The following is a 15,686-nucleotide window of genomic DNA, read 5'->3' as shown; positions in this document are numbered from 1 at the left end:
TTTTCTTTGTGTAGATCTTATGGTGCTTGTATATTTGCTCTTCTATGACTGATGATTGTATGTCTGCTTACTGTACATCTGTGATCTGGATAACAGATAAATCACTTCTCATCTAACATCTTTTCCAACTGTTCTAACGCTTGTAGATTACCTGAAGCAGAATAGTCTAACCATGGTTGCTCTGTGATCATATAGATTTGTTTGTTTTTAACAGCTTTGAGACCTAACCAGATTGGATCGGATTGTAGCTTTTCAAATACTTGATCACTGCCTTCGTCTACCGAAGAGACGAGTACAAAGATCGCATCTGCATCCAAATCAGGTAAGATTTCTTTGGAGATATTTTCCCAGTTCTTATCGATGGTGGTGACGTTGGGAGAAGGGGTTAATTTCAAATCTTCAAACAAAATAGGGCCAAGCGGGCGATCCATACCATAGATACGGAATCCTTTTGCTGATACACGCATCGCTAACACTTTACCATTGCCAATCTTTTGTTGGAATCGCGTACTGACTTCTTTTGCTTTGGCTTCGTAAGCAGTAATAAATGATTCTGCGTTCTCTGTGCGATCTACGATTTGGGCGATTGTGCGTAAGTGATCTTGCCATCTTCCTTCATCCAAATTAATCACATGTGTAGTAGCTATCTGCTCAAATTTATCTAATCCATGCTTATCTGCAAATTCAGCATCTATAAAAATCTCATCCGGTTGTAATCCGATCAATGCTTCCATATCCGGTTCTTTGGTAAATCCTAAATACTGTATCCCTTGATATTGCTCCCCTGTAATCGGTAAATAATCGCTTGTTGTTGTTGCCGCAGGCTTAATACCCAATGCCATTAGATCACCTGTCAAAAAAATAGAAATCGAAGCAATCTTTTTGTTCTCTGTAGCTTCTGTTGTGCTTGTTGTTGCAGTTAGTGCTGGTGCTGACCCACAAGCACTCAGTATCCAGATCATACAAATTCCTAGTGTTAACCCTATCCACTTTTTCATACTTAACCCCTTTATGTGTTTATTTCTCTCTGTGGAACGATTGACATATTGTAATGTATATAGAATTAATCTGTGTACTCATCTATATACTCAAACAACCTAATTGATAATTATTATCAATTAGGTTGAATTTTATAGTAGCTTCTATTCGTTGTCAATGGAAATGATTGTTACCATGTCACCCTATACATATGATACTTGTTCTGTATCATAATCGATAATTGTAGCTCATTCTAATCGTCATTTATATTGTTGAGCAGTTCTTTTCTATATTTCTCTTTGAACTGATCAGGAATCTGATCAAAAATATGTAAAGGTATTCCACATATAGACTTTAGGATTGTAGCCTGCTCATTTGTATAACTGTCAAGAAAATCCCAATATATCAAAAGAAAATTTTCTTCATGAATATATTCGAGCCAACCATCTGCAATCCTCTGATCATTTTGGTCAAACACCGCAATCCCTGAAAAATTATCCAGCGGTTCACCCATGTATGTAGTCATTTTTCCTTCTATACAACTATCTGACCAATCGAATTTATAGATATCTTTTTGAATGTGATAAAAATTCAAATCCTTTACTAATTGACGTTCGATTTCTGCTCTCAACTGGTTACTCAACGGATAACTTAACCCCAGATCTATATAGTTTGGTTTCAATATATACCTCCATCTATGTGCCTATTATAGTTATCTTCATTTCTTACTTAGCAAATATATTCCCAAAATGACTACGATTAGAATAGCTAGTATTCGTATCTCATGAGGCAAAAATTTTGTCATCCATAAAGCTGTAAATATTGTGGATATCGCTAGATAGCCTATCCATTCTGTAGCATCAATATTCTTTTTATTAAGAAATATATTTATATATCCTATTGGGGGAACTACAATCGATAATACAATAATAACTATTGGTCGCAAATACCATTTTGTTTTCATTTAACCTCCGTATATTTAATTCTTGTTACATGTATTTAATAATAACAGATACTATACCCACCTCTTTAACTGCAATGTCTGTTCCTTAAAATATTTTCTATATTTTTTCAAAAGAAAATCAGTTTCAGTCCTACGATTAAAATCACTATCCCTATCCCTCGTAACCGGATAGCTCCTTTGGGTTCTTCCAATATTAATAAACCTCCTACAGCTCCGATCACATGCAAGCCAATCGTGGTGATTAAGAATCCAGTAATGTAGACGGCTGGACTGAGCAGTAGAGGAATTTCAAGCCCATGTGCGTAACCATGTGCAAATCCGAAAAGAGCGACTCCACAACTTGCAATCCATACGGACTGTTGGCGATTCCAGACAATCGCTAATCCTAACAAACACACAGAACAAGCAATATACACTTCCAGATGTGACCATAGCCATCCCTCTAATCCAACTACACCCCCTAGCAACATCATCAAGACAAAGCAAGATGGCACGATATAGATCGCTTTGCCACCAATCTGCGCGCTCCATACTCCAACAGCAAGCATCGCTACCAAATGATCCACTCCTGTTAATGGATGCAGAAAACCACTGCCTCCAAATCCATGTGCATCGGCAATACTTGTATAGAATCCTCCTAAGATCAGTACAAGCACTATAATTCTAATCATGTGACATCATCTCTTTTTGCTTTTGATGATCTTTTACAATTACGATCAAACTTAGAATCGCAGGGATCATCGGAAACAGCGACGTATACATGCCTGAGAAATACTCATATCCTACTCCTTCTTGCACCATTCGGACGATAGGAAATACAAGCAAATGTGTAGGTTCCCCTAGAATCATACCTACAATCATAAACCACAAAATAAAATTGCCAAATGCTTGTCTTTTCCATAGACTATACGCACCCAATATCCAGAAAAATGGGCCTATCAAAGTAATCAAATAATCGAAATCGCGATCTGTCCATGTCTGTCCGGTAATCGATGCAATGCCTTGATTAAAATGAGTCAATACTTCTTCTCCAACATGAATATAAAAAAGAGCTTGTAACAATAAATATAGCGGTACTACTGTATATGGATCAGCCGGTAGATACGAAGTTGTTTTTCGCCAGCAGACCAATCCACCCATCATAGAACCGATAATCACACCTACTGGTAATAAGCTACCTGTTTGCGTATAAAAAGTCATCCCATAGATCGCAATACAAGTGACAATCAAAATCGTCCATAGATTTTTTTTACGTCGACTTAGTGGTTGTATCGATTCATAATGTATAACTTGTTCTTGTGGTCGAATAAGCTTCAGTATGCCTGTACTTCCTAGATAAAATAATAACATTGCTACCCAGACTCCGCCGAAATAATGATGCATATATAACGAATAGTGTCCTAATTCTACAATCAGTTGAATCACTGATTCCACAGCTACATAGGCATATCCCCACCATGCAAAAAATGCACCGACTGTATATCCTTTGCTCAAAAAATAACCACCAAACAACAAAATAACAACAGGTAATCCAACCATCCAGATAAACCAATAGGTATGACTCATTACAAAACCATTAGCAAATCCTACTGAATAATGTATTGCTATAAAACTTGCATACATCGATGTATAACGAAGCGTATTCAGTGCTATTAGCAATACGATACAGATGATATAGACAGGCAAAAGTGAATCCATACGAGGAGCTGAGCGATAGGAGTAAGTTAACCACCCTACCAAAGCAAGTCCAGTTACCAGCGCATATTCTACACTTATTCCCCACCCTACATGAATCAATAATAAGACTGACAAGGTAACAGATATCGAAATAACGGTCAGCAAACTTTTAATATTAGAAGTGGTCATCTTTTATCACCTATCTCCCCTCAAAATGTGATTTAGATTCGAAGTAAATAAACAACATGTTGTTGCTTAAATTGTAGCAATTTGACGCCTATATTCAACAAACAATACCGCTAGAATTGTTGCTTAACCTACACTTTATTGTAGAGTGATGATTATCTCTGGAATTACGCACAATACTGATAATAGTGACGAGCAACAGCACAAAAAAAGCCACTTCATTGATAGAAGTGACTGTTGTCTGAAAAAGGATTAAGTTGAAGTCTGTTGTAAAGTTTGTAGCGGCCCTTCCACAAAAAGATGCGCCATTTGGGTAGCCATAAATTCGGCTGAATAAGGCATTACACCTGTTAACCATTGTGTAAGTAACCCTACATTGGCTGTTGCTACATACGTAATAGCTATATCTTGAATAATCTGTTGTTGAGGATTAGAAGAAAAGTGTTGCCCGATCACTTCATAAAGATTAGCTTTGATTACCCCGGTAAGTTGAGATTGAAAAGAAGGTAACCCTTTATCTCCAAGCATTACTTTAAAATAAAGCTGATGACGAGAAATAATTGTAAGTACACGCAAAAATAAAGCTTCTAACGAGTGAATATCTAATTGTACTTTTTTCATATCACTTACTTTCACTTCAGCTTGGAGTGAAGTTAGCATATCATTCATACTTTTTTCCAATAGATCGTATTTATCCCGGTAATGCTGATAAAAAGTAGCCCGATTAATCCCTGCTTCGCGGGTTAGACTTTGTACAGTTACCGCATCGAATCCTACTTGATCTATTAATTTGATCAATGCTTCTCGTAGCCAACTTTGTGTTCGTACCACACGTAGATCATTGACATTCACCATGTATGCTCACCATCCTTGGTGGTATAAGTCTAGCCATGTAAATAGGAAATAACTGAAGATTAGATATATAAAAGATTCATTACCATCTATTTTATACAATTACACAGCAAAAAACCGCTCTATACAAAGATAGAACGGTTTTTTAGAACTAATTAAATATACTGAACAGTTTAATCTCCACTTACTGTAACCGTACCTTGATCGCTAAGAAGCGCTATATTATTTTGAATAACTTTATCGCCATCTTTTAATCCGCTAGTAATCAACGTCTGAGAACCTACTTCACTGCCTACTTTTACTTCTTTACGAATCGCTTTGTTATTGACAGCTACATAGACATAAGAAGTGTTACCGTCTTTTTGAATCGCTTTGGTAGGTACGATAATGCCTTCTTTGGCATCTTTACCGATAAAGCTTACATCTGCCAGCATCCCCGGTTTGAGTTTGTTATCTGCATTGGAGACAGCTACTTGAACAGGATAACCATTTCCACTACTATCGATAGAGTTAATATTTTTCACTTTACCTGTTGTCAAAATATTGGATGAAGCTACACGTACCTGTACACGATCTCCTGCTTGGATACGATTGATCTGATCTGCCGGTACATAGATCAACATATTCACTGTACTAAGATTTGCAATCACAAGCGAAGGCGCAGAAGGAGCGACCATTTCACCGGTTTCTGCATTTTTGGTAGTAATGATGCCGTTAATCGGTGAAGTGACTACTGCATTTTTGAGATTATCTTGAGCGATATTGACATTCAATCGAGCTTGCGCTACTTTTTGCTCGCTTGCCGAGATACCTGCTGTACTTTGAGCCACATCCAGTTGACGTTGAGCATTACTGTAACCGCTATTGGCATTCTCATAACTGCTGGTTGCATTTTCATATGCACTTTGAGCAGTGGATAAGCCTTTTTGCGCAGTACCTAGAGCATTTTGAGCAGCGACCAGTTGTTCTTCTGCATTGGCTTTGGTATTTAGAGCATTCTGATAAGCGGTCTGTGCGGTAACGACAGCAGCAGTTACCTGTTCTAATTCTGCTTGTGTCGCTAGACCGTTATTGAATAATGATTGCGTACGTGATGCTGTTTTTTGCGCAGTAGTTACATTTTCTTGAGTCTGCTTAATCGTATTGGTTGCTGTAGAGATAGCAGTCTGTGCTTGCTTGAGCGCTGTTTGAGCTTGATTGACACTTGCTTGCGCTTGATTCATTCCACCTGTCGCTTGATCGATCGCGCTTTTAGACGAAATAACGCCACCTTTAGAACTGACTACACCTGAATTGGCAGAGACCATTCCGGATTCACGTGAATCTTTAGCAGTGGTCACTCCTGCTGCCGCTGCTTCTACATTCGATTGAGCAATTTTGAGATTGTTACGAAGATCGTCGTCCTCTAATTTGAATAAGACCTGCCCTTTTTTCACTTCTGTTCCAATATCGACAGAGATAGCCGAGACTTTACCTGATATTTTGGGCATAATATTTACTGTCTCTGAAGGGGTGACTGTGCCTGTATAGATTTCGCCTTGTCCGATCATTCCTTTTTGCGCCTGACTGACTTTGACAGTGACATTCATCGCTTGAACCGGTTCACCACTAGAACAACCCGCTAACATCATACTACTTACTATTAAGGCAACGGCTGTAACTTCCCACTTTTTGATTTTCATCGCTTCTTTCCTTTCTATAAGAACATTCCTGAACATATTTATCTGTTGTCACCTTAGGCTTTGGCTAAAATAACTTCTTCTTTCGGTACTTTCGGTTTGCGTTTGCTGATAAATAACAAGATCAATGGAATCGAGCAAAATAGTGGAATCGACGAGATCACAAATGTATCGGCAATTCCGCGTGAGTATGCATCCAGAGAAATCATACCGGTTAACGAAGATACCCATGAGCTACCGAGTGTAGATTGCAAGGTCTGTGCACCATCTGTCGTAATCGATTCAGCAATATGTTGACCATGTAAAGCAGTTCGACTTTGCATAATAAAGGTCAAAATCGCAATAGCGATAGAACCGGCAATTGTACGAATCAGATTGGATGCCGCAGAAGCATTGGCTACTTTTTCCGGTGCAACAGCATTCATGCCTACAGTAGACAAAGGCATAAGACACATTCCGATCCCAATTCCGCGCAGCACTGTAATCGTTTCGAACCACGTACGAGAAGTCTGAGGAGACAGGCTGTACATATGGAATGTCATCAGACTGGTTAACGTCAAGCCAACTAGCCCTATAGGCACAATCCCTACTTTATCGAGTAATTTACCGGCAAATGGCATCACAATTGCCATCGCTAATGCTTGCGGAAGTAAGATCAAGCCGGTATCAATCGCCGAGTACGACTGTACACTTTGTAAAAATACAGGAGCCAAAAATGTTCCGCCATACATCCCCATCATGACAAAACTAGAGGTAATAACACTGATCGTAAATTTATAATTTTTAAATAAAGATACATCGATAACAGCATTGTCTTTACCGGATTCGACAACGATCAAAAAGATCAATGACCAGATAGAGATAAACAGCAAGCCTACAATTTCAAAAGATGTCCATCCTTTAGAAGAACCATTCGATAATGCATACAATAATGTACCTGCACATGTTCCTGCTAATATAAAGCCCAGCATATCGAATTTAATCGGTTCACTTTTGGGTGGTTCTTTGATCAACAGAATCACCATCAGAATAGCGAATAATGCAATCGGCACACAGGCGATAAATAGAAAGCGCCAGTTAAACCATTCAATCAAATATCCACTTAGTGTAGGCCCGATCGCAGGAGCTGCCATTGCTGAAATCCCCCAAATACCGATTGCCATCCCTACTTGCTCACGTGGAATAATTTTATAAATAATCGTCATACTTAGTGGAATAATAACCCCACCGCCAAGCCCTGCAATAATACGAGCAATAATTAGCGACATATCATTCCATGCAAAAATACAAAAGGCTGTGCCCAGAGTAAACACCGATAAAGCACCTATCAGGAATTTTTTATAACCGACTTTGCGCTCCATAAATCCGGTGATCGGTACGATAATACCTGAAGCCAGCGTGTACCCTGTAATCACCCATTGAATTCGAGTGGTCGTTGATCCTAGATCTGTTGTTAATTGCGGAATAGCTACATTGATCAGACTGTTATTCAGTACAGCGATAAAAGCACCAAGAACAATAGCGAAGAAAGCAAGCCAGCGTTCTTTGGATGAGGTATCCAAGGAAGGAGCAACAGCGATTTCATTAGAAGCCACAGAGACTCCTCCTTTTACTGTGTATAGATTTTTATTTCAACATTTGTGCCGGGAATTAGTGTCAATCCATCCGGTACATTTAAAGCAATTTCGATCGGAATCCGTTGGGTGACTTTGTTAAAGTTACCGCTTGTATTGGTAGCAGGAATCGCAGAAAATACCGAATTTGAAGCTTGTCCGATTTTACGAACTTTTCCTTGAATACTTTCGCCTTCGATAGTATCAAGAGTGATATCTACCCGCGCACCTAGCTTAATACGGTTAATATCTGTTTCTTCGATATTGGCAGAGACGTATAGATTTTTCATATCAGCCATAATGGCTATCGCTGCACTGGGTGATCCCATTTCACGTTCTTTGGATTGTACTTTAAGTACAGTGCCGTCAATCGGTGCACGTACTACAGATTTGCTAATATCACTAGCTTCCAGACCGGAAACATCTTGTTCAGCGATCGGTTCATTCTTTTTGAGAATATCGCCTTCTTCTACATCAATATGATCTAAGCGTGCGGTTAGCTGAGGCATGACTTTATACTGATCTGCACTGATACGTGCATCTTCTGTTTTGACAAAATGACTTCCTTGATACCAGTAGTAATAACCGAGCGCTCCACCGCTTACTACCAGTAGCACCAATAAAATGATTAAAACAATCTTTTTCTTCACACATTCCACCTCAGCAGTCTAAAAGTTTTGAATAATTGATAGCTCTCATATTGATCTTCAGCGCCAAAAGACACCGTAGATCAAGACTGTTTTTGCTCTAATAAAGATAGTAATTTTTTAAAAGATTTCAGTTCGACTTTTTGCTTTTCGGATTTGTAATCTTTCATAAAAAGGGCCATTTCTTGTTGCTCTGGTGAAATATATTCCGGCAACGGATGATCAGCATTCGCTTCTAAGTACGCCAGCTCTTTTTCGATGTTCTCAATCACTTCAAGTGTGGAATAGATCAGCTTATTCGTATCGACCAAATGCACAAATAACAAAGAAGCAAATAAAGACCGCACATCATCAGCGTTTTTAAAACTTTTATAAATCATATCTTTGAGTGCTTGTTTGCCTTTTTCGGTAATCGCGTAATTGGTTTTTTCAGGACGGTTGTCGTTTTGCACTGTATTTACTTTTTGAACATATCCTTTTTTCTGCAAGGCTTCGAAATTGTAATACAGATTACCGTCTGTTACGCGAACTAGATTTTCACCAGCATTGTTAATACTTTTTTTGATATCGTACGGGTGATAATCCTGTTCATGAAGTCGTCCTAAAATAAAAATTTGTAAAGACAATAGAGTTCATCCTTTCATTGCACGTTCATTTTTTATAAAAGACATATTAATGTCGCTTATTTTTATACAGTAGATGTCTTTCCCCCGAAAGTATACTTTGTATAGATTACTCTGTACAGAGTAATGAACAGATTTATTCTATGTAATTTTTTGAAGACTGTCAATACTTTTAGCCATTTAATTAGGTATGTAATGTATTTGAGTATGAATAGGGCAATATATGCACAAAAAAGAGTAGAATCTTTTACGTAGATGTAAAAGGTTCTACTCTTTGCGCTAGCTGTGTATCTATATAATATTTGACATTAAGCAGATTTGATCGTTGGAGATACTGGATTAGAATCGACTTTGTCTTCGGTTTGCTTAGTAGCGCTATACATCGGCTTTTTCAAAAAGCCAATAATACAAGCAGTCACTACAGACCCGACAGCAATACATAGGATATACAGTAGTGGATTACTTGCCGCAATCGGTATTACGAAGATTCCTCCATGTGGAGCTTGAAGCGAAATGCCCAGTGCCATACACATTCCGCCACCGATCGCTGCCCCGATAATATTCGCTGGAATAATCCGTAAAGGATCATTAGCGGCAAAAGGAATAGCGGCTTCCGTAATAAAAGATGCGCCCATCACATAAGCGGCTTTGCCTGCATTACGTTCTTCGATTGAGAATTTATTTTTAAATAATGTGGTCGCTAGTGCGATCCCGAGCGGTGGAACCATTCCTCCTACCATCAGAGCTGCTGACGGTTCAAAAATCTGATTGGCAAACATCGCCAATCCAAAAGCAGACGCTGTTTTGTTAATCGGGCCACCCATATCGGATGCCATCATACCCGCAAGTAAAGCACCTAACAATATCGCATTGGTACCTGTTAAGCTATTCAGCCAGCCTTGCAACGATACGTTAATCCATGCCATCGGTGTATTGACGACAAAGTACATAATCAGAGCGGTCACAAACGAACCAACTAATGGTAAAATCAGTACTGGTGATAGACTTTGCAAAGAGTCTGGAATGCCTCTCACCAATCGTTTGATTGCTAAAATACTATAACCTGCGATAAATCCAGCTAACATCCCGCCGAGAAATCCTGATCCGCCAAGTGTAGCCAGCATTCCGCCAATCATACCAGGCGCTAGACCCGGACGATCTGCAATACTATACGCAATATAACCTGCAAGTACAGGAACCATTAATGCAAAGGCTGCGCTACCACCTGCTGTACTAAGAAAAGCAGCAAAAGCATTATAATCAGGGCTATTAGGATCAGCCGCGTGAATGCCGAACATAAATGAGAGCGCAATCAATATTCCGCCAGCGACAACGAATGGAATCATAAACGAGACACCATTCATAATATGGCTATAGATTTTAGGCTGTTTGAGACGTGTCTTTTCTTTGGCTTCTTTGAGATTGGATTGACCTTGATTCTGAGCGACCCCTTTACCTGCAATCGCTTCTTCGATCAGATCTTTGGCATGATGAATACCGTTTTTGACTGAAGTCTGGACTACTTTACGGTCGCCAAATACACTCATATCGACTTTGACATCGGCAGCGACTACAATTCCATCGGCTTGCTCAATATCTTCTGCGGTTAACTCATTTTCAACACCTGTTGAGCCATTGGTCTGAACTTTGATCTGTACGCCTAATTCTTGAGCGGCATTTTTTAGTGATTCTGCCGCCATAAAAGTATGTGCAATCCCGGTAGGGCAACCGGTAACGCCGACTATTTTTTTGCCCGCATGTTTCTTATGACTATGCAGAGCTGCTGTATCTTGTTCTTCTGCTTGTTCAAATAATCGTACAATCTCTTCCCGATCACGAGCCAGAATCAGCTTCGCTCTGAATAATTCATCCATTAAAAAGGTTGAAATTTTGGATAAAGTCTGCAAATGTTCAGACGAAGAATGTTGATCGACCGCAATCATAAAAAACAGATTACAGGATTCTGTACTGTAATTAATACCGCTGAGCGATCGCCCCATAATAATCGCCGGGGCTTTGACACCTGCGGACTTGGCATGAGGAATAGCTATACCAAATCCTACTTCTGTTGGCACCTGTTCTTCACGCGCCCAGATATCTTTTTTAAATTGCTCCATATCGCTTAAATAACCATTATCCTTTAACTTCTGCGCCAATTCATCGATCAATTCTGCTTTGGTGGTAGCTGTGACATCCAATATGATATTTTCCGGTTGTAACACACTAGAAATCTTCATGATCGATCGCTCCTTTTATAGCTCTCCCAATTTGTAAAGTGGCGCTTTGCCTGTAGAGCCGAATAGATCCATTTTTTTCTTCACTAATTCTGTTGCCGCTTGCGTCGCTTCAGGCATTAAGAAATCAGGCTCATACGCATTTGGATTCGCATCAAGTGTTTTTCTTAATTGATTGTAAAAGGCTCGCTTCATATCTGTAGATAAGTTAATTTTGGCAATACCATGCTTCACGGCTTCTCGAATCTCTTCATCTGGATTATCTGATCCACCATGTAAGACTAACGGAATTTTTACTTTTTCATGGATTTGTTTGAGTCGATCAATTTTGATCGAATGGTCTTTCGTTTGCGGATAAATACCATGAGACGTTCCTACTGCAACCGCCAGTGTATCGATACCTGTCTGTTCTACAAAAATCGCAGCTTCATCTGGGTTGGTATACAAAATCTCGTCTGCTCCACCTTCTGAACTACCTTCATTACTACCGATCGTACCCAGTTCACCTTCAACCGATACATCCACCAGATGTGCTAATTCTACCGCTTCACGAGTAGCTGCAATATTTTCTTCAAATGGTAAATGCGAAGCATCCATCATGACAGAGGTATAACCGTTACGAATCGAGCGGGTGATATCTTTGATACTTGCGCCATGATCCAGATGAATAACAAACGGCACTTTCGATTTGGATGCGGCTTCACGTACATAAGCGACAAAACTATCTGTTACCAGATCAATTTCATTGGGATGAATCTGCATAATAGCAGGAGAATTTTGCGCTTCTGCGGCATTGATCACGACTTTGACAAACTCACTATTCGCTACATTAAAAGACCCGACTGCAAATTTATTTTCATACGCCACTTTAAGTAAATCTCTCATATTGATTAACATATCATTTCCTCCTAAGGGTTATTTGGAAGACCAGACTTCCAAAAATTCATCGTAATTTGTAATATTGAGTAGTTTCTCTGTCATATTGGTCTGCTTGAACACATCGTAAATTTCTTCAAAAAATTTGGTATTGTTCACCTTTTGATTTTTGGGTGGGATAAAAAGAAAAATGATCTGTGCCATCTTATCGCCCCACAATATCTTTTGCTTATTGATCGCCACGAGTACACGTAATTTTTTGTTATCTCCGCAATCAAATGGATGGGGCATAGCAACCAAATTTCCAATATTGGTACTCGACATTTTTTCCCGTTCCAGAATACTGGTATACAAATGTTGAATATCTCCTAATTCTGTAAGGGTTTTCAATAAATCGATAGGTTGATCTTCATCCAAGAAAAAGAGATCATTCGGTGATAAATAATATTTCAGCAAGCCTCGATTTAACTGGATCGAAATATTTTTCATATCTTCACTGGTAATCATTTCACTAACGACAATAATATTTTGAGCATCCAGATGGTGTTGCTCGGCAATCTCGCTTGTCGTAATAATCGTTTCAATCCCTTCAGGTAGAAGATGAATTTCATGATTGGCGAGCAGACTATCAATTTTGATATTCGGAAAATATAGATTGATCTTGCGTTCTAACAGCTTCCCGACTAACGGATTTTTACCATAAATAATAGCGATTCGTTTGCGGGTTTCTTGAGAGTTCTCGATAATACCCATAATATGGAGGGTCAAATAACCGATCTCATTTTCAGGGATTTTGATATTTAAGCAAAATTGCAGTTCTTTCGCTAACACAACCGCGATATTATAAGCATTGGTATATTCTGATTTTATTTGAGCAATAAAAGGATTTTCGACAGGAAAGTAATATTTTAACGGATATAAAGACTTGGTAATATGAGCCAGTAGTCGATCAAATAGTTCTTCATTTTTATAACTCACAAATCCATACTGCTCTCCAACATGCTGGATGACTGCTCTGATTTTGGCTTCAATCTCATTGGATTGTTCATGCTCGATGCCTTCATTTTTTTTCGGTAAAATCTGTAGCGCAATCAGCAGATAGCCTAAATACTGATATTCGTATTCATCAAACGGAGTCTTTAATTCCTGAGTCAGACGGTTCAAAATAGAGCGTGCGATACGCAATTCTTCAAAACTTGTATGATCGAGTCGCATATCTTGTTCTGCGATAGGTTGTCCCAATTCAACCCGCTTGAGGCTGATCAGTACATTGACACAGATCGAAAATAATTCCTGCGAACTCAGTAGCAATTGATATCGTGCCACTTCTTCCTCAATACAATTGTAGATAAAAGTAATCGCTGATTCGTTAAACCAATCGCCAAAATAATACTGTAAGGCTTCATCTAACGACATACGTTTGAGACAATCAGCAGTGACCAATTTTTTGAGCAAAATCCGTTTTTCGACTTCGCTTCCTTTGAGCCGTATCCCTTGAAAAATAATCGCTTCGATCTCAATATTTTGCTTTTCCGCTTGAATCGTCTGTAGTAATTTTTGTACATCTTTACGAATCGTTTGTGTAGAAAAGTAAAGATTTTTGGCTAAGTCTTCATAGGTGATAAAGTCTGTCTGGGACAGCAACGCTTTAATAATATGAAAAGCTCGCTCTTCGTAATCATCTTCATTCTGATGGAGATTCGATAAATCTCCGACAAGCTTATATCCTTTGCGAGTGTTACCCGTGATGATCGCTTTATCTAAATAATTCTCGTTGATTTCTTTGATGTCATTGCGTATCGTTCTCGTCGTTACATCAAATAGATTAGCTAATTCGCTCCCACTCACAAAGTCATGCTCCGATTGTTTTAAATGCTCCAATAGCTTAATGTAACGTTTCCGCATTTGTTTTCCTCCTCGCATTTATACTAATGCAAGCGCTTTATTTACACCAAGCCTATAGTGTTTCCTAATAGTTAGGAAGTGATTCGTTGTTTGTTCTATGATACCTACTTTTTAAATATCTAAGGCACTTCACTATTTAAGAATCTTTGATAAAAAAATAAATAGCAAAAAAGCCTTGAAAAAGTAACGAATAGATATCATCACTTTTCAAGACTCACGTTTATGATTTTAAATTAAAGACATCCTACATCCTATTTCAGAAAATGTATTCAATCTCTACGATATAGCATTAACATCAAAACTGATTTCTTCTAAGAATTCAATGACTTCTCCATTTGGACTTTGAATAACAGCATTATGCACCACCAATTCTGGATGACCTAATACAAGATGCGCCGGTTTGATATAAGGGGAGGCTCCATATAACAAAGACTGCTGATATATAGCTTCTACATCATCTACATAAAAAGCAAAGTGTAACATCGCTCCATAGCGAACCTCATCGCGTGATTGTGCACGCTCTCCTTGCGCAGGAATAACTGCGCCTGTATCAAATAACTCGATACAAGTACGCTGATCCGGTGAAATAAGCATACAAGCATGTTCAATATGAAAATCAGGTAAACTCCATTGATGACCTATTTGAAATCCAAGAACCTCTTGATAAAAAAGAAGCGTTTTTTTATAATCTTCTGCTTGAATCGCTACGTGTGCTAATCCATTAATGCCTATTTTAATCGCCCCTTCATGATATGATCATTTTATTATAAAAGAATATAAAGTAGTCATATATAAAGAAACAACGGACTTTAGCGAATAATAATAAAGAAAAAAGTTGATTTATATGATTTGCCTTTTATTCAAATAATTCAAAAAATGAATCCTAAAGGAGAAAATATAGCATGCCCTATTCAATAGATAGTACCGATCGCAAGTTGATGCTCAAGCTTCAACACAATGCTCGTATCACTGTTGTTCAACTGAGCAAAGAACTTCATATGTCTGCTCCTTCGATCAGAGAACGAATACTACGGTTAGAAGAACAAGGAATTATTACAGGATATCATGCAGCATTTGATGATAAACAATTAAATCTTCATTTGACAACTTTTATAATGATCAAAACAGAGCGCTGTCAAGAATTTGTAGAGTTTTGTGAACAAGCTTTGGAAGTTACTGATCTGCATCGAATCAGTGGTGAATATAATTATTTGCTAAGAATTCAGACAACTTCGATGGAAGAACTTGTACAATTTCAGGAGAATATCAACCATTTAGGTGTTTCCAAATCACATGTAAGTATCAAAAGTATATTTGAACATCGCTATCCTAGTTTTTAATACTCTGTTCTAGCCTTTGTGTAGGAGATAAGTTAACATCAAGGCTATTTTGTTTGATAATTCCTGTATTAATCTTTTATACAGAGATCAAGTCTGTTGCAACTTCTTCGAC

The 15,686-nt window shown here is 38.4% G+C and carries 14 protein-coding genes; 1 reads left to right on the top strand and 13 read right to left on the bottom strand.

From position 1 onward, the window contains the following. Positions 1–101 precede the first annotated feature (101 nt). The 13 genes from QCD85_RS10475 to QCD85_RS10415 form a co-directional block, all read right to left on the bottom strand. Complete coding sequence (locus QCD85_RS10475; RefSeq protein ID WP_301262546.1) at positions 102–998, bottom strand: ABC transporter substrate-binding protein; 897 nt, start codon at positions 996–998, stop codon at positions 102–104. Positions 999–1,231: 233 nt separating this feature from the next. After that, positions 1,232–1,660, bottom strand: coding sequence for a hypothetical protein (locus QCD85_RS10470; RefSeq protein WP_301262545.1), 429 nt, complete (start codon positions 1,658–1,660; stop codon positions 1,232–1,234). Between the two features lie 389 nt (positions 1,661–2,049). Further along, the gene (locus tag QCD85_RS10465) at positions 2,050–2,613 is read right to left on the bottom strand and encodes a HupE/UreJ family protein (RefSeq protein WP_301262544.1); all 564 of its coding nucleotides are present in this window, start codon (positions 2,611–2,613) and stop codon (positions 2,050–2,052) included. After that, a complete protein-coding gene (locus QCD85_RS10460; RefSeq protein ID WP_301262543.1) occupies positions 2,606–3,808 on the bottom strand; it encodes a hypothetical protein in 1,203 nt (400 codons plus the stop codon). Before QCD85_RS10460 ends, QCD85_RS10465 begins: the two co-directional genes overlap by 8 nt. A gap of 249 nt (positions 3,809–4,057) precedes the next feature. Next, complete coding sequence (locus QCD85_RS10455) at positions 4,058–4,660, bottom strand: TetR/AcrR family transcriptional regulator (RefSeq protein ID WP_301262542.1); 603 nt, start codon at positions 4,658–4,660, stop codon at positions 4,058–4,060. A 170-nt stretch (positions 4,661–4,830) separates the two neighbouring features. Further along, complete coding sequence (locus QCD85_RS10450; protein ID WP_301262541.1) at positions 4,831–6,339, bottom strand: efflux RND transporter periplasmic adaptor subunit; 1,509 nt, start codon at positions 6,337–6,339, stop codon at positions 4,831–4,833. Positions 6,340–6,392: 53 nt separating this feature from the next. Further along, on the bottom strand, positions 6,393–7,931 hold the full coding sequence (locus QCD85_RS10445) for a DHA2 family efflux MFS transporter permease subunit (protein ID WP_301262540.1): 1,539 nt from the start codon (positions 7,929–7,931) through the stop codon (positions 6,393–6,395). Positions 7,932–7,945: 14 nt separating this feature from the next. Then, positions 7,946–8,599, bottom strand: coding sequence for an HlyD family secretion protein (locus QCD85_RS10440; RefSeq protein ID WP_273614241.1), 654 nt, complete (start codon positions 8,597–8,599; stop codon positions 7,946–7,948). An 80-nt stretch (positions 8,600–8,679) separates the two neighbouring features. Further along, the gene (locus QCD85_RS10435) at positions 8,680–9,222 is read right to left on the bottom strand and encodes a PadR family transcriptional regulator (protein WP_273614242.1); all 543 of its coding nucleotides are present in this window, start codon (positions 9,220–9,222) and stop codon (positions 8,680–8,682) included. 305 nt (positions 9,223–9,527) lie between these two features. Further along, a complete protein-coding gene (locus QCD85_RS10430) occupies positions 9,528–11,456 on the bottom strand; it encodes a PTS fructose transporter subunit IIABC (RefSeq protein ID WP_301262539.1) in 1,929 nt (642 codons plus the stop codon). A 15-nt stretch (positions 11,457–11,471) separates the two neighbouring features. Next, on the bottom strand, positions 11,472–12,350 hold the full coding sequence (locus tag QCD85_RS10425) for a ketose-bisphosphate aldolase (protein ID WP_273614244.1): 879 nt from the start codon (positions 12,348–12,350) through the stop codon (positions 11,472–11,474). Positions 12,351–12,368: 18 nt separating this feature from the next. Continuing rightward, positions 12,369–14,234: a BglG family transcription antiterminator gene (locus tag QCD85_RS10420; protein WP_273614245.1), complete on the bottom strand. Its 1,866-nt coding sequence runs from the start codon at positions 14,232–14,234 to the stop codon at positions 12,369–12,371. 276 nt (positions 14,235–14,510) lie between these two features. Continuing rightward, entirely contained in the window at positions 14,511–14,960 is a 450-nt protein-coding gene (locus QCD85_RS10415; RefSeq protein WP_367317642.1) for a VOC family protein, read from the bottom strand. A 176-nt stretch (positions 14,961–15,136) separates the two neighbouring features. Here QCD85_RS10415 and QCD85_RS10410 point away from each other — a divergent pair, with 176 nt between their 5' ends. Beyond that, positions 15,137–15,574: an Lrp/AsnC family transcriptional regulator gene (locus tag QCD85_RS10410; protein ID WP_273614246.1), complete on the top strand. Its 438-nt coding sequence runs from the start codon at positions 15,137–15,139 to the stop codon at positions 15,572–15,574. Positions 15,575–15,686: the final 112 nt, after the last annotated feature.

The sequence above is a fragment of the Paenibacillus sp. PsM32 genome (assembly GCF_030433815.1).
Lineage (GTDB): Bacteria > Bacillota > Bacilli > Paenibacillales > Paenibacillaceae > Saccharibacillus > Saccharibacillus kyungheensis.
Note: the sequence above shows the minus strand (reverse complement) of the source record. Positions and strands in the feature narration are given on the sequence as shown.